Here is a 15,598-nt window from a genome sequence, read left to right on the forward strand (position 1 = left end):
TATTGCTCCATTTAGATGCCAGTTTGTTGTTCCCGATAGTAGCACTTCATAAGAACGTGCGCGGCAAACGCCTTATCTGTAGACACGACGTTGAGGAGTTTTCATGAAATCGTCCCTGCCCGGAGAAGCGCCAGATTACCGCTTTTCGCTTGCGAATGAGCGTACCTTTCTCGCCTGGATCCGTACCGCGTTGGGCTTTCTGGCCGCAGGCGTGGGGCTCGACCAACTGGCACCGGAGTTTGCCACGCCGCTGATTCGTCAGGTACTGGCGCTGATGCTGTGTCTTTTTTCCGGTGGACTGGCGGTATACGGCTACCTGCGCTGGCTGCAAAATGAAAAAGCGATGCGCCTGAAAGAAGATCTGCCTTACACCCGCAGCCTGCTGACCCTAAGCAGTGTGTTGATGATCGTCGCGGCAGTGGTGATGGGGCTGGTGTGGTATGAAGGATAGCCGCAGGGCAAGGCGCGAAGCGGACCCCGGTTTGCAGCCGGAGCGCACTTCGCTGGCATGGCTGCGCACTTTTTTAGGCTACAGCGCCCTGCTGGCCTTTGCGGTAAGACACAATTGGCAGCAATCCGGAGCGACCTTCTGGATCTCGATCGCTATTCTGACCGCCGTCGCCATCATCTTATGGCGCTACACGCGCAAACGGACACTCATGGACGTGGAGAGCAGCGATTTTGCCAGGCCAAAAGCCGTGCGCGATAAACTATTGATCGCGCTGGCGGTGCTCTCCCTCGCGTTACTTTTTGCGGTGAACCATCTGCGCCATATCCTGCTCGCATTGTAATTGCGACACCGTTAGCACTGCCCTTTCGCCAGATACTGCGCCATCTCGGCATCCGGCACCATGCCGCCACCGGTCGCCCAGACCACGTGCGTGGCATTCGCCATCTGTTCTGGCGTTAAGCCTTGCAATTGATGATATTCATCGCTGGCACTCACATGCAGCGGTCCTGGCATTCCAGCCAGCGCCGACGGCTCCAGCCGAATGTCCTCTTCCTGGGCCAGCAGGCCAAGCAGGTTGTACATCGTCTGGTCATCCAGCGTATAGAAACCCTCCAGCAGTCGTTGCATCGCACGGCCGACAAAACCCGATGCCCGCCCAACGGCGAGGCCGTCCGCCGCCGTCACATTGTCGATGCCGATATCCTGTACTGATATTGCATCGTGCAAGCCGGTGTAGACCCCCAGCAACATACAGGGCGAGTGAGTGGGTTCGGCGAAGAAGCAGTGTACGTGGTCGCCGAACGCCAGCTTCAGGCCAAAGGCCACGCCGCCAGGACCGCCACCGACGCCGCACGGCAGATAGACAAACAGCGGATGCGCCGCATCCACCACACGACCCTGTTTTTCAAATTGCGCTTTCAGACGCTGCCCGGCAACCGCGTAGCCGAGGAACAGCGTGCGTGAATTTTCATCGTCGATGAAGAAGCAGTTCGGATCCGTTTCAGCGGCTTTGCGCCCCTGTTCCACCGCCACGCCGTAATCCTCTTCGTACTCTACGACCGTCACGCCGTGGCTGCGCAGTTTGGCCTTTTTCCACGCACGGGCGTCGGCGGACATATGCACCGTCACCTTAAAGCCAATACAGGCACTCATGATGCCGATCGACAGCCCCAGATTACCGGTCGACCCAACGGCAATGCTGTACTGGCTAAAGAACTGTTTGCATGCAGGGGAGAGCAGCACGCTGTAGTCATCCTGTGTGCTGAGCAGTCCTGCTTCCAGCGCCAGTTTTTCCGCATGCGTCAGCACTTCATAAATACCACCACGGGCTTTGATGGAGCCGGAAATCGGCAGGTGGCTGTCTTTTTTCAGCAACATCTCACCGCAGATACGTTGCCCGTACACCTGTTCCAGCCTTTTTTGCATGGCCGGAATGGGAACTACGTCTGATTCAATCATTCCGCCGGTGGCGGTGGTTTCCGGGAAGGCTTTCGCCAGATAAGGCGCAAAACGGGCCAGCCGGGCATGGGCCGCATCGACGTCCTGCTCGGTCAGGCCAACATACGGTAAGCCCTGCGCCAGAGACGTGGTGCTGGGGTTAAACCAGACGGTCTCCTGTAAATTTTGCAGAGAGGCGATCAGCGGGAAACGCGTGATGAGGCTATGAATATCGAAGTGATTCATGGTGTTGATTATATAAAAAGGGAAAACCCTACCTTCGTCGATTTTTGCCCGGAACGCTACTGTTAAGGCCGGGGGATGACTGCTATCCTCACATTTGGCTATTTAGCAGCGAATTATTACTTTTTCGCACTATAACTCAGGCCATAAAGCATGCTAAATACATGTAATCACCACCGATTTTGGCAAGGTCAACCGTGTTAAAACCTCTGTTAGCTGTGGCGCTGCTCCTGGCAGTGGCCCCTGCGTTTGCTGCCGATACGCCACTTACCGCGGCGCGCTACGCCCGTGAGCTGGGGGTCGGTCTGGACGTCGACTGGGCGCGGACCGATCGGGGTATCCGGGAGTTTGATCCGCTGGTGGCGCGTGACTTCTATGCAGAAGGGATTCGCCATGTGCGCATTCGTGTTGCGGATACGCTGACCGAAGCCCGACTTATCCACCTGCGCAAACTGGTGGAAGCCTGCGAGCAAAACGGCCTCATCCCTATTATTTCCTACCAGGCCGATGCCTTTAAAGCCGATCCCAATGTGAAAAATGAAGCCCAACTGGTGGCATGGTGGAAGACGCTTGCCACATATTTTGGTGCCGAACACCCGCAGTTGGGCTTTGATCTGATTTACGATCCGGCGGATAAGCTTAACCGTGACCAGGCGGGGCTGAATCGGGCGTATGAAAACATCATCAGAACGGTGCATGAGATTAACGCTCAACGCATGATTTTCATTGCCCCGCGATTGCGTGCGGCACCTGAAGAGCTCAACACCTTAAAACTGCCCCCGCACAGCCAGAACTACCTGCTGGCTGAGTGGCATATTTTCCCCTGGGGGCCGCTGAAGAATAACGGCAAATATCCGTGGACGTCCGGTACGGCAGCTGAAAAAGCAGCCATCCGAACGCGCATCAACACGGCAGTGCGCTGGCAGCAGAAAACCGGGCATGTTAGTTGGGTGGGCGGCTGGTCGGTGGGTGAGACCATAAAAAATGCCCCCGTTGAATCGCAAATCGCCTTCGCGACCTTTATGGCATGTGAGCTGAACAGGGCACAAATTCCCTATGCCATCAACGCCGATACGCAATTTTATGATGGGGAAGAAGGGGACTGGCGTCCGACCACCGAGCCCTTACTGAAGCTGATGATTTCGCCTGAATGCGACACGCCCGACGCGAGGCCGGGCCATCGTAATACTAGACAGTCTGCTCATGTTGCCCCTGGCGCATCGCCAGCGGCAACCAGCTCAGCAGAATCAGCAGCCCCGCGAGCGTCATCAGCATCCCGAGACTAAACTGGCTGGTCTGCGGCAGTTTTGCAGAAAGCCAGGCCAGCCCGCCGGAACCCATATTTTGCAGCCCGCCGATCAGCGCACCTGCCGTACCCGCAAGAAAGGGAAACGGCTCCATGGCGCCGCTGGTGGCCAGCGGAAACAGCATGCCTGCGCCAAAGAAGAACAGGGCAGCGGGCAGCAGTAACGTCCAGAGATTCATCACCCCAAGCCAGCCGGGTATCCACATCATCACGCCTGCCAGCAGGCAACTGCCGACGGCCTGCCACATCAGCGTTGAGAAGCGCTTGTTTTGCCGACCAGCAAACCACGCGCCAAAAAAGGCCGCCGGAATGGGCAGAATAAACAGAATGCTGACCGCCATGCTGGAAAGCCCCAGCACCGAGCCCATCAGCACCCCTGAACAGGCTTCGAACACTGCAATACCCGCCAGCCCGCCAATCAGCATCAACAAATAGCCGCTAAACATGCCGTTACCGAGCAGGGTCTTGTAGCGGGTGATGAGGCGCATATTCAAGGTGCCCGTGGGGCGGGTTTCCGGCATCCAGCGCGCCATGCTCCAGGTGACACCCGCGCAGAGCACCAGTAAAAAGAGGTAACAGGCACGCCAGCTCCATGCCGTGGTCAACAATCCGCCGATCAGCGGTGCCAGCAGCGGACTTATCAAAATGCCCATATTTAACAGGCTATTCGCGTGACGCAACTCGGTGCCAGAGTAGAGATCTCGTGGCAGTGTGCGCGCCATGACGCCACCGACGCCGGTCCCCATTCCCTGAAAAGCACTCGCGACAATCAGCACCGTCAGGCTCTGCGTAAACAGTGCGACCAGGGTGGCCAGCATAAACAGGCTCAGGCCAAACAGGATTGCCGGTCGCCGCCCCGCGCGATCGGCGAGTGGGCCATAAAACAGTTGTGAGACGCCGTAGGTAAGCAGGTAAGCGGCCATCACGCTTTGTACTGCCCCCTCGCGCACGTGCAGATCCTGCGCCATACCGGCAATCGCCGGGATATAAATGGTCTGCGTCATCTGCCCAACCGCCACCAGCAGGACCAGCATCAGAAGCAAACTGACGTTACGTTCTCTTTTCATTCGTTGATTGCATCGTAAAAAGTAGATATTAAAGGACAGGCTGCTGCCATAACCGTGAAATGCGAGAGGAATCTACCACGGCAATGTGACAAGGCAAGCAGGGCGGCCATTTAATGCCGCACAAGACAGGCAGGTTTTATAAACGATGTCCGGCAAGATTTGTTGCCAGTCTGAGATTACGAGAGACGCAGCAGAATTGCCCCCAGCGCAATGCCACAGGCGGCAAAAATACGCAGGCCGGAGACTTTCTCTTTCAAGAGGACGAAGGCGATAAAAGCGCCGAACAGAATCGAGGTTTCACGTAGCGCGGCCACCACGGCCAGCGGGGCCTGCGTCATTGCCCAGAGCGCCAGCCCGTAGGAACCCATAGTGCCAATGCCGCCCGGCACGCCCTTTTTCCAGTGCGTAAGCAGGTAGCGTGAGACCTCCTGCCTGCGCATCAGCATTGCCCAAAGCAGTAAGCAAAAACCGTTCAGGAAGAACGTCCAGAGGGTGTAACCCAGCGCGGTGCCGGAAAGCCGCACCCCGGTACCATCGACCAGCGTATAACCGGCGATGAAGCAGGAATTCAACAGCGCCAGCCAGATCCCCTTTCGGGAGCTGTTTCGCCCGTTACAGGCCATGCCGAGAATGGACAAGCAGATAACGCCAATGCCTCCCCAGGCCAGAGTGGACAAAGCATCGCCGAGAAATATCACGCTGATCATCGCCACCAACAGCGGGGCTGTTCCGCGCATTAGCGGATAGGTCTGGCTCATATCAGAGACCTGGTAGGTTTTGGCGACCAGAACGGTATAGACCACCTGTAAAGCACAGGAGATGGCCAGGTAAGGCACGCTGGCAAGCGCAGGCTGCGGCGAGAACGGTAAAATAACCAGTGCCATGGCGGCGGCAGTCCCACTTACGCTAATGGCGGAGTAGAGCTTGTCGCTGCCCGCTTTAACGATGGCGTTCCAGCTGGCATGCAGCAGGGCGGCGAACAGTAAAATACAAAAAACCGAGAGGGTCATAAGCAGAAATTCGCGGTGAATGTCATAAAAATGTAACACGAATTTTGGTATCGGCCAGGGTTTCCTGTGCTGATGAGGGTTATTAAAGGGGGACGGTTTCCCGTCCCCCTTTGGTGCGACTTGAACCTGAACTACTGCAAAAATTTCAGGACCGCATCAAGCAGTTGCAACAAAGCAACAATGAGTTTAAGGATAAGAACAACCATATCCGTATTGCTCATACGCTTCTCCTTTCGGCAAAAGGAGCACGACCGGCTGGCGTACCTTTCCGCTGCCTGTAACTAGCCGTTTTGTTGGCGTAACACAGTGTGCTCTCAAGGGGTTAAGGCACTGACGGCACCACCCGTTTCAGTCAGGACTTGATATGCGCCAGTATCAACGCGGCCCCTTATTCACACTGTGAAAAGCAGAATCAGTATAAATAATCACTGTATATATTTACAGTTATTTCTGGACGAAATTTATATCTTGTCACATACTCAGACTGCCTGAATTGTGTGCTGAAATTGCGTACAGGGTGAATTAATCGTATAGTTTCACTGTTGACGTAACACAGTGTGCTTTGCGGCTACCACCCGCAATACTCTGGCTTAAAACCTCGCTCCGGCGGGGTTTTTTGTTTTCAGACACCGGCCAGGGAAATGTGATCAATAACCCACTTTCTTTTTGAGCCCTAAAAACCGGTTGTTCAAAAAGATTTCCTGTGGTTGTATAAATCCTGTTAACTCATTCAAACACGAGTTCCTAAATGAACGCTTCCACTATGACGATGAACCTACTAAAAACCGCGCACAACGCCGCGGTGGTCGTCGTGCGTGTGGTGGTGGTCGTCGGCAACGCGCCGTAGGGACTGGAACAACACACGATTCCAAAACCCCGCCGGCGCAAACCGGGCGGGGTTTTCTGTTTTAACCAGCCCGGAAAGTCGGCCCAGAAGAAAAAGGACTGGAGCATGGCAAGTTCGGGCACAACAACACGCTACACCGGCGCACAGCTGATCGTTCATTTACTGGAACGCCAGGGCATTACCACGGTAACGGGTATTCCTGGCGGCACGGTTCTCCCGTTATACGATGCATTAAGTCAGAGCACCCAAATCCGTCACGTGCTGGCGCGCCATGAACAAGGTGCCGGCTTTATTGCGCAGGGTATGGCGCGTACCCAGGGCAAACCGGGCGTCTGTATTGCCTGTAGCGGGCCGGGTGCCACTAACCTGGTGACCGCCATCGCTGATGCGCGGCTCGACTCCATCCCGCTGATTTGCATCACCGGCCAGGTTCCGGCTTCGATGATTGGCACTGACGCGTTCCAGGAGGTCGACACTTACGGTATTTCTATCCCCATCACCAAGCACAATTATCTGGTTCGCGACATCACCGAGCTTCCGCAGGTTGTGAGTGACGCCTTCCGCATTGCGCAGTCCGGTCGTCCAGGCCCGGTGTGGATAGATATTCCTAAAGATGTTCAGACCGCCACTATCGAACTGAGCGAGTTGCCAGAGCCGGGCGATAAAGCGCCAGCCCCGGCGTTCGAACCGCAAAGCGTGCAGGACGCGGCGGCGATGATCAACGCGGCAAAACGTCCGGTACTCTACCTGGGCGGCGGGGTGATTAATGCGGCAGAAGCCGTTCGTCAGCTTGCAGAAAAAGCCAACCTGCCGACCACCATGACGCTGATGGCGCTGGGCGTATTGCCAAAAGCGCATCCCCTGTCTTTGGGCATGTTGGGGATGCACGGCGCGCGCAGCACCAACTTTATTTTGCAAGAGTCTGATTTATTGATTGTTATGGGCGCACGTTTTGATGACCGGGCGATCGGCAAAACCGAGCAGTTCTGCCCGAATGCCAAAATCATTCACGTCGATATCGACCGTGCCGAGTTTGGCAAAATCAAGCAGCCGCATATCGCCATTCAGGGAGACGTGGGTGACGTGGTCGCGCAACTGCTGCCGCATATTGACGCGCAGGCGCGTGAAGCGTGGCGCAGCACGGTGAGCCAGTTGCAGCAGGAGTTCCCGTCGGCCATTCCGCAGGCGGGCGATCCGTTGACGCACTATGGCCTGATCAACGCCGTTGCCGCCTGTGTGGACGACAGCGCCATTATCTCGACCGACGTGGGCCAGCATCAGATGTGGACCGCGCAGGCGTATCCGCTGAACCGCCCGCGTCAATGGCTGACCTCAGGGGGGCTGGGGACCATGGGCTTTGGCCTGCCTGCGGCCATTGGTGCGGCGCTGGGGAACCCGGACCGTAAAGTCATCTGTTTCTCCGGCGATGGCAGCCTGATGATGAATATTCAGGAGATGGCGACCGCCGCCGAGAACAATCTGGACGTGAAAATCATCCTGATGAACAACGAAGCGCTGGGACTGGTGCATCAGCAACAAAGCCTGTTCTACAAGCAGGGCGTGTTCGCGGCGACCTACCCGGGAATGATCAACTTCATGCAGATTGCCGCCGGTTTTGGCCTGCAAAGCTGCGACCTGAATGCGGAATCTGACCCGCATGCCGCGTTGCAGGCGATTATCTCGCGCCCGGGTCCGGCGCTGATCCATGTGCGCATCGACGCTGAAGAAAAAGTGTATCCGATGGTGCCGCCGGGTGCGGCTAATACTGAAATGGTGGGGGAATAAGCCATGCAACAGACAACTTCTGACAACGTCATCCTTGAACTCACCGTGCGCAACCATCCGGGTGTCATGACCCACGTCTGCGGCCTGTTTGCCCGCCGCGCCTTTAACGTCGAAGGCATCCTCTGTTTGCCGATTAAAGAGAGTGAGCACAGCCGCATCTGGCTATTGGTGAATGACGATCAACGTCTGCAGCAGATGATAAGCCAGATTGAGAAACTGGAAGATGTGGTGCAGGTGGTGCGCAATCAGTCGTCGCCAGGCATGTTTAATAAGCTGGCGGTCTTCTTCGAGTAAGATACGCTCCGATCCTTGGCCCGGCTTGACCGGGCCTTTTTATGAGCGTTAGCGCTCCACTTCACTCATCTGCCTGATCCTCACGCGACAATTTACCCCGTAACCTGCGGTTAAGGCTGTTCTTTTTGGCCGATTTACTTTTATGATGTGCCTCCTATGACGTGGCAGGAGTTTTCATGATTTGGTTAACGCTCGCGACGCTGGTTGCGGTTTTTATCATCGGATTCAGAGTGTTAACGTCTGAACCACGCAGAGCCGTGCGCCGTTTAAGTGAGCGGCTGTCTATTACGCCCGTACCGGTAGAAACCATGATTGACCAGATGGGAAAAAGTGCGGGCAACGAATTTATCCGCTACTTAGCCCGCCCGGACGAAGCCCATCTGCAAAATGCCGCTCAGGTACTGTTTATCTGGGAAGTGTTTATCGTTGACGGCAGCGAACGCAACCTGCAGTACTGGCACCGGATCTTACAAAAAGCGCGCCTGGCCGTACCCATAACCGATGCGCAAATCCGCCTCGCCCTCGGTTTTCTGCGAGAGCTGGAGCCAGAGGTGTCAGAACTTAACGCCTTCCAGATGCGTTACAACACCCTGTTCGTTCCCGAAGACGGGGTGCACTGGCTTCACTGATTGTCGTACGTAAAGGCAGCAAAAAGTTGCCAAACTGTTAAATAGATCACATCGTTGTTTGTTACACTGCGCGACTTTCACGGTAAAACACCACGGCAGGTTACAAAAATGATTGAGACATCCAGCGCGCAACCCCTACACAACGGCGTCACCCGGCCCAACTGGTCGGCGGTTTTTGCCGTGGCTTTTTGTGTCGCGTGCTTAATTACCGTGGAGTTTCTTCCGGTCAGCCTGCTGACGCCAATGGCGCAAGACTTAGGCGTTTCTGAAGGCGTGGCCGGTCAGTCGGTGAGCGTCACGGCGTTTGTTGCTATGTTTGCCAGCCTGTTTATTACCAACATCATCGGCAAAACGGACAGGCGCTATGTGGTGATCGCCTTTTCTATTCTGCTGACGCTCTCCTGCCTGCTGGTCTCGTTTGCCAGTAATTTTGCATTGATGCTGGTCGGCCGCGCCCTGTTGGGGCTGGCACTCGGCGGTTTCTGGGCGATGTCCGCGTCACTGACCCTGCGTCTGGTTCCGGCGCGTACGATCCCGAAAGCGTTATCGGTGATTTTCGGTGCGGTGTCGATTGCGCTGGTGATTGCCGCACCGCTGGGCAGTTTTCTTGGCGGCATTATCGGCTGGCGTCATGTCTTTAACGGCGCGGCAGTGATGGGTCTGCTGTGCATCGCCTGGGTGTGGAAAGCGCTGCCGTCGATGCCGGGGCAAACCGAACATCATCAGAATATGTTCGGTTTGCTTAAGCGCCCCGGCGTACTGGCGGGAATGATCGCCATCTTTATGGCTTTCGCCGGGCAGTTCTCCTTCTTTACATATATTCGCCCGGTTTATATGAATATGGCCGGGTTCGACGTCGACGGCCTGACGCTGGTGCTGCTGAGCTTTGGTATTGCCAGTTTTGTGGGTACCTCGTTCTCCTCGCACATCCTAAAGCGCTCGGTGAAGCTGGCGCTAGCCTGCGCGCCGCTGATTCTGGCAATTAGCGCGCTGGTGCTGATTCTTTGGGGCAGCGATAAGGTCGTTGCATCAGGCATTGCCATTGTCTGGGGGCTGGCGTTTGCGCTGATTCCGGTGGGCTGGTCGACCTGGATTACCCGTTCGCTGGCTGACCAGGCTGAAAAAGCCGGGTCGATTCAGGTGGCAGTGATTCAACTGGCGAATACCTGTGGCGCCGCCGTGGGTGGCTATGCGATTGATAATCTGGGCCTGCTTTCACCGCTGGTGCTGGCCGGTTCGCTGATGCTGCTCACCGCGCTGCTGGTGGCGAGCAAAGTGAAGGTGAAGTGAGTCGCTAATCCGGGCAAGAGCGTTCTCCTCTCCCTGAGGGCTGAGGGATCCCTGGTAATATTACGTTTTATAGCGATAACACTGCCTTATGAGAATAAAACTGTCACCGCGATGACAGGGGTCCGGCTGAAAATCGGCGAAGCGTATCCGCAAGGCCGGGGCGACGCGCATGGATGCGCGGCGAGGGCGACTTTGCACGGACGTTACCTTCGCCCGTCCCCGATAAGCCTGAAGGCATACGCTGAGTGAACCGCGCCAGCGGCGATTTTCCTGGCCGGGAGCCCGGGTCGCCAGGGTGGTGGCGGTGAACCACCCTGGCACGTTCACGGGTTCTGGTGTGACAGAAAAGCAAGGAACATAAGGTGAACGGAATGCCCCTCAGCGCTGCATTTTCCCCCTCACCCTAACCCTCTCCCCGGAGGGGCGAGGGGACTGTCCGTGCATACATTTTTTCTGGGGATTCCTCAGCTGGTGGGGTGAGGGGACCGCTCGTGCACGCATTTTTTTGTGGGGATTCCCTAGCCCTTGAAGGTGAGGGGGGAAGCATGCGGCTCTGAGGGTCTCAGGCCGAAACCTGAACCCGTTTTCTGGAATCCAGTGAAATCAGCAGCACGGATGAGACAATCAGCAAGGTGCCCAGCCAGTCCGGCAGGGTGAAAGCGATGCCTAAAAGCGCGACCGACAGCAGGGCGCTGCTCAGCGGTTCGGCACAACTCAGAATGCTGGCGCGGGATCCACCAATCATCTGCGCCCCTTTGAGATACAGGCTAAAGGTCAGCGCGGTGCCAATCATCACCAGGTAGAAGAACGCCATCACCAGGTTGCCGTCGATAACAAAGTCATTGCCACGTCCGGCATAAAACGGCGTCAGCATCAGACCGGCCAGGAACATACTCCAACCCACAATCGGCAGCGTACCGTAGCGGGCAATCAGCGCCGACGGATAAGTCGTATAAAGCGCCGCAGAAAAGGCCGAGGCGATACCCCAGATCAAGGCTTCGGTAGAGACGGTCAGCGTTGTCGGGTTGCCGTGGGTTACCAGCAGGAAGGTGCCAAGCAGCGAGGTACCAATGGCCGCCGTCACCGGCAGGCTGGGCTTCTTTTTACGCACCAGCGCAAACCACATCACGATGATGGTTGGCGAGAGAAATTGCAGCACGGTCGCGGTGGCGGCGTTGGATTTTTCGATGGTGACCAGGAAGGTCAGTTGCACGATAAGCGCACCAAACAGTGAGAAAAACAGCAGGCTCAGGGTGTCTTTGCGATTTTTAACGATCGAGAAAATCTTGTCGCCGTTAAAGAACGAGAGGATGAGCAGTACCACACCGCCAGACAACAGACGCACCATTGTCAGCCACGGGGCATCAATATGACTTCTCTCCATGATGTACTGCGCGCATACGCCTGAACTACCCCATAGAACGGCGGCCGCCAGTACGTAAAGCATCCCTTTCTTTGTGGAACCCATTTTCCAGTCCTGCCATGCTGATTGCTTATTATTAAGCCGCGCATCATAGCATAAGGAGATTGTGATCGGGGTCGCATCCGTGCTCCTCAAACGGAGAGACTTCTCCGGTAATTTTCATTTCGCTGCAATGGCTATTTGGCATGAGAATAAAAAACTTACAGCGATGACAGGGTCCGGCTGAAAATCGACGAAGCGTATCCGTAAGGCCGGGGCGACGCGCAGGGATGCGCGGCGAGGGCGACTTTACACGGAGGTTACCTTCGCCCGTCCCCGATAAGCCTGAAGGAATACGCTAAGTGGACCGCGCCAGCGGCGATTTTCCTGGCCGGGAGCCCGGGTCGCCAGGGCGGTGGCGGTGAACCGCCCTGGCACGTTCACGGGTTCTGGCGTGACAGAAAAGCAAGGAACATAAGGTGAACGGAATGGCCCTCACAGCCGCATATTCCCCTCACCCTTACCCTCTCCCCAAAGAGGAGAGGGGATTGTCCGTGCTCGTATTCTGTTCCGGGAACCCCGTATCCCCATACATATAAGCAATTAGAACCAGGCTTCCCACATCGCGCCGATATTAAACGAATCCAGATTATTATCGTCGGTACCGTTCACGCGCGCGGTGCGCTTGTTATCCACTTCGCCGCCGGTTACGTAGAAGCGCAGCATTGGGCGGAATTCCGGTCCCATGTCGATGGAGATGTTCTGCGACAGGGTAGCTTTCCAGCCGTCGTTATCGCCGCCTTTGTCATACGCCACTTTCTGCCAGCCCAGTTCGAGCCAGGTTGAATGGACATCGTTCCACCAGTACATCGGGCGCACGATGGCGTTGTAGTTCTTACGGTTGTCGGTCTTAATCGAGCTGTTGTCGTAGTCATGGAAGGCAAGCAGATACTCCACCTGCATCTGACGCGTAAACTTGTGCAGCCCTTCGAAGCTGGCATAGATGGTTTGCAGATCGTCGGTTTTGTTGTAAACGCTGTTATCTGAGTTATCAGAGTAACGGGCGATAACTTTATTCACGCCGCTGTCATTGGTATGGCTCAGCACCACGCCGCCCTGCCAGGCTTTCAGGCGATCGTCGCTCTCGATCGCTTTGGAATCAAAGCCGTAGTTGGCATAAATTTCCAGATCCAGTGGGCCGACTTTCATGCCGTGAATTTTTGAGGTGACGGCATAGTTACCTTTGTCGCCGGTGCCAGAGCTGCCGGTACAGGAAATACGTGACGGGTTATCACCATCATCAATCATTTCAGGATTACAGGACTCGACGGAGGCGACGGTTGCAACGTCAAACTGTACGCCACCGATATCGAAGTTCTTCACCCCGGCACCCTGGCCGTCATGGTTCATCCAGAAGTAGTCGTTAATGCCCTGTTGCGGACGCTGATGGAAGTCACGACCGGCCCAGAAGTAGGCGTTCGGGTTGGATGCCAGCAGATTGGTGACGCCAGCGTAGGCTTTTTTCAGGTTAACTTCGTCGCCCCAGTGGTCAAACATCACGTTGACGTCCCAGATAGCGCCGTGCGAACTTTTGAAGGCTTTGGAGAGCTGGAATTCACCGCCGTTGCCTTCGTTACCCAGGCGACCAATCGCGGAGGAGCCGTTGTACGAGCCGTCGACCCCCACGTATTTCTGATCGCCGGTCTGGTAATGGGCACCGTAACGGGCATAACCACTGAATTTCACGCCATAAGGGATCGCCAGATCCGGCGTTTGCGCGGTGGTTTGCGGTTCAGTAATGACGTCCGCTTTTTTATTGATGGCAGCGTCCATTTTCGCCTGACGTTCAGCCAGCGCTTTATCCACCGCTTTCGCCACGATGGCATCAATTTGTTCCTGAGTAAATTCTTGTGCTATCACCGAACCAGAGCAAAGAGCAGCCGCAACCGCCAGTGCCACTGGAAGTGTTTTATTTAATTTCATGATTATCTCATTTTAGTTTGTTGTTTTCAGACAATAACCATCCCGTCCTGATGTGACAGAACAACATGCCTTTATCAAAACAAGCTGATTTTGTTATTTTTAATTTGGGTACAGATTAAACTAATTTACCGTAATCACTTCTCCACTCTTAACGCTGATAAAGATGAATAATTTCCTCCGATAATTCACGCGCCAGTAATGACGTCATTAAATGATCCTGCGCATGCACCATAATTAATGTCATAGGTTGCCGGCCTTCGCCGGCATCCTGTTCAATTAATTTGGTCTGCATCTGATGCGCCTGTCGTGAATAGCCGTCTGCTTCACGCAGCAGGTTATTGGCTTCGGTAAAGTTACCCAGACGGGCCTCACGCAGTGCTTCAAAACACAAGCTGCGTGACTGACCGGCGTTAACGATAATTTCCATTACCGCTTCTTCTAATGCGACCATATTCATTTACTCTTCGTCAAAACCATTATTGCCTGCGGTGGCAGTAAACCACTCGCCGCTTTTCTTAATGGTACGTTGTTGGGTTTTCAGATCTAATTGCACAAAACCGTAGCGGTTTTTATACGCATTACACCATGACCAGTTATCAATAAATGTCCACATATGGTAGCCAAGGCAATTACACCCTTCGCTGATCCCTTTATGCAGCCATTTCAGATGGTCCGAAATAAACGCAATACGGTATTGATCGTTTATTTGACCGTTTTCAATAAAGCGTTGTTCGTTTTCGACGCCCATGCCATTTTCAGAAATAAAGCAGCGCGGGTTGCCATAATTATCACGAAGGTTTACGAGGATATCGTAAATACCGGGTTCATAAATCTCCCAGCCGCGATAGGGGTTCATTTTGCGTCCCGGCATCTCGTAATAATCAAACAACCATTCGGGCATAAACGGGGAATCCGGGTTAACCGCATTTTCCCGACACTTCACGCGGCGCGGCTGATAGTAGTTAATCCCTAACAGATCGATTTTGCCTTCTGCAATTAGCGCCACATCCTGCGGCTGGCAGGCGGGAAGCTGGCCGTACTCCTTAAGCAGCGCCACCAGGTCCGCGGGATACTCGCCACGCAATACCGGATCGAGAAAACTGCGGTTAAACAGCAGATCGGCATGATGTGATGCCTTCACGTCCGCCGGATGCTGCGATCGCGGATAGGAGGGCGTCAGGTTCAGTACGATGCCAATTTCTCCGGCATGGTGCCCGGTACGGAACGCTCGCACGGCGCTGGCATGTGCCAGAACGGTGTTGTACGCGACGGTGGCCGCACGTTTGAAGTCCACCACGTTCGGGTAATGGAAATCATACAGATAGCCGCCTTCAACCGGCACAATCGGCTCGTTAAAGGTAAACCAGTGATTAACCCGATCACCGAAAAGCTCAAAACAGATCTGGGCGTAACGGCTGAAAGCCTCGACCACTTCGCGGCTCTCCCAGCCCCCTTTCTCCTGCATCACCATCGGCATATCGAAGTGGAACAGGGTGATGAATGGCGTAATGTTCTGCGCCAACAGTTCGTCGATAACGTCGTTATAAAACGCCACCGCCTGCGGATTCACCTCGCCCGTACCGTCCGGGATCAGGCGCGCCCAGCTCAACGAAGTCCGAAAACTGTTATGGTTGAGTTGCTTTAACAGCGCGATATCCTGACGCCAGTGCTGGTAAAACGTCGACGTATCCTGTGGCCCAATCTGGCCGTGGAAGCGCCAGGGCTGGCTGGCATACCAGGCATCCCAGGTGGTTGCGCTTTTTCCCGCTTGTGTACTTTCCCCTTCGGTCTGGAGTGCGGAACAGGCGCTGCCCCACCAGAAGTGTTCAGGAAATGCGTATTTCATGGTTCTCT

General features: G+C 55.2%; 16 protein-coding genes. 8 read left to right on the forward strand and 8 right to left on the reverse strand.

Going from position 1 to position 15,598, the window contains the following annotated elements; genetic code table 11:
• Positions 1-103: 103 nt before the first annotated feature.
• Both ACUY4Q_RS00100 and ACUY4Q_RS00105 read left to right on the forward strand, forming a co-directional pair.
• Positions 104-451, forward strand: coding sequence for a YidH family protein (locus tag ACUY4Q_RS00100; protein WP_458045142.1), 348 nt, complete (start codon positions 104-106; stop codon positions 449-451).
• Positions 441-791 (forward strand): DUF202 domain-containing protein, encoded by a 351-nt coding sequence (locus tag ACUY4Q_RS00105; RefSeq protein ID WP_458045143.1) that lies wholly within the window; start codon positions 441-443, stop codon positions 789-791. The genes ACUY4Q_RS00100 and ACUY4Q_RS00105 overlap by 11 nt, the downstream gene beginning before the upstream one ends.
• Positions 792-802: 11 nt before the next feature.
• Here ACUY4Q_RS00105 and dsdA read toward each other — a convergent pair whose 3' ends face one another.
• Positions 803-2,134 carry a D-serine ammonia-lyase gene (dsdA, locus tag ACUY4Q_RS00110; RefSeq protein WP_458045144.1) on the reverse strand — a complete coding sequence of 444 codons (1,332 nt, stop codon included), beginning with the start codon at positions 2,132-2,134 and terminating at the stop codon, positions 803-805.
• A gap of 194 nt (positions 2,135-2,328) precedes the next feature.
• Here dsdA and ACUY4Q_RS00115 point away from each other — a divergent pair, with 194 nt between their 5' ends.
• On the forward strand, positions 2,329-3,417 hold the full coding sequence (locus ACUY4Q_RS00115; protein ID WP_458045145.1) for a cellulase family glycosylhydrolase: 1,089 nt from the start codon (positions 2,329-2,331) through the stop codon (positions 3,415-3,417).
• Here ACUY4Q_RS00115 and emrD read toward each other — a convergent pair.
• From emrD to tisB, 3 genes are all read right to left on the reverse strand, one after another.
• Positions 3,320-4,504: a multidrug efflux MFS transporter EmrD gene (gene emrD, locus ACUY4Q_RS00120; RefSeq protein WP_458045146.1), complete on the reverse strand. Its 1,185-nt coding sequence runs from the start codon at positions 4,502-4,504 to the stop codon at positions 3,320-3,322. The genes ACUY4Q_RS00115 and emrD overlap by 98 nt on opposite strands.
• Before the next feature lie 176 nt (positions 4,505-4,680).
• The gene (locus ACUY4Q_RS00125) at positions 4,681-5,514 is read right to left on the reverse strand and encodes an EamA family transporter (protein ID WP_458045147.1); all 834 of its coding nucleotides are present in this window, start codon (positions 5,512-5,514) and stop codon (positions 4,681-4,683) included.
• Positions 5,515-5,645: 131 nt separating this feature from the next.
• Positions 5,646-5,735 (reverse strand): type I toxin-antitoxin system toxin TisB, encoded by a 90-nt coding sequence (gene tisB, locus ACUY4Q_RS00130; RefSeq protein WP_458045148.1) that lies wholly within the window; start codon positions 5,733-5,735, stop codon positions 5,646-5,648.
• Between the two features lie 527 nt (positions 5,736-6,262).
• Between tisB and ivbL the strand changes: the two genes are divergently transcribed.
• The 5 genes from ivbL (at position 6,263) to nepI (ending at position 10,359) form a co-directional block, all read left to right on the forward strand.
• Positions 6,263-6,361, forward strand: coding sequence for an ilvB operon leader peptide IvbL (gene ivbL, locus ACUY4Q_RS00135; RefSeq protein ID WP_103281084.1), 99 nt, complete (start codon positions 6,263-6,265; stop codon positions 6,359-6,361).
• Positions 6,362-6,466: 105 nt separating this feature from the next.
• Positions 6,467-8,146: an acetolactate synthase large subunit gene (gene ilvB / locus ACUY4Q_RS00140; protein WP_458045149.1), complete on the forward strand. Its 1,680-nt coding sequence runs from the start codon at positions 6,467-6,469 to the stop codon at positions 8,144-8,146.
• 3 nt (positions 8,147-8,149) lie between these two features.
• Entirely contained in the window at positions 8,150-8,440 is a 291-nt protein-coding gene (gene ilvN / locus ACUY4Q_RS00145) for an acetolactate synthase small subunit (RefSeq protein WP_458045150.1), read from the forward strand.
• A gap of 176 nt (positions 8,441-8,616) precedes the next feature.
• Entirely contained in the window at positions 8,617-9,069 is a 453-nt protein-coding gene (locus ACUY4Q_RS00150; protein ID WP_458045151.1) for a DUF1198 domain-containing protein, read from the forward strand.
• Between the two features lie 108 nt (positions 9,070-9,177).
• On the forward strand, positions 9,178-10,359 hold the full coding sequence (gene nepI, locus ACUY4Q_RS00155) for a purine ribonucleoside efflux pump NepI (protein ID WP_458045152.1): 1,182 nt from the start codon (positions 9,178-9,180) through the stop codon (positions 10,357-10,359).
• Between the two features lie 562 nt (positions 10,360-10,921).
• Here nepI and ACUY4Q_RS00160 read toward each other — a convergent pair.
• The 4 genes from ACUY4Q_RS00160 to gmuD form a co-directional block, all read right to left on the reverse strand.
• A complete protein-coding gene (locus ACUY4Q_RS00160) occupies positions 10,922-11,827 on the reverse strand; it encodes an EamA family transporter (RefSeq protein ID WP_458045153.1) in 906 nt (301 codons plus the stop codon).
• A 537-nt stretch (positions 11,828-12,364) separates the two neighbouring features.
• Positions 12,365-13,744: a carbohydrate porin gene (locus tag ACUY4Q_RS00165; RefSeq protein ID WP_458045154.1), complete on the reverse strand. Its 1,380-nt coding sequence runs from the start codon at positions 13,742-13,744 to the stop codon at positions 12,365-12,367.
• A 148-nt stretch (positions 13,745-13,892) separates the two neighbouring features.
• Positions 13,893-14,195 carry a PTS lactose/cellobiose transporter subunit IIA gene (locus tag ACUY4Q_RS00170; protein ID WP_437433110.1) on the reverse strand — a complete coding sequence of 101 codons (303 nt, stop codon included), beginning with the start codon at positions 14,193-14,195 and terminating at the stop codon, positions 13,893-13,895.
• Between the two features lie 6 nt (positions 14,196-14,201).
• A complete protein-coding gene (gmuD, locus tag ACUY4Q_RS00175) occupies positions 14,202-15,590 on the reverse strand; it encodes a 6-phospho-beta-glucosidase GmuD (protein ID WP_458045155.1) in 1,389 nt (462 codons plus the stop codon).
• Positions 15,591-15,598: the final 8 nt, after the last annotated feature.

This window comes from Phytobacter cepae (genome assembly GCF_054165735.1).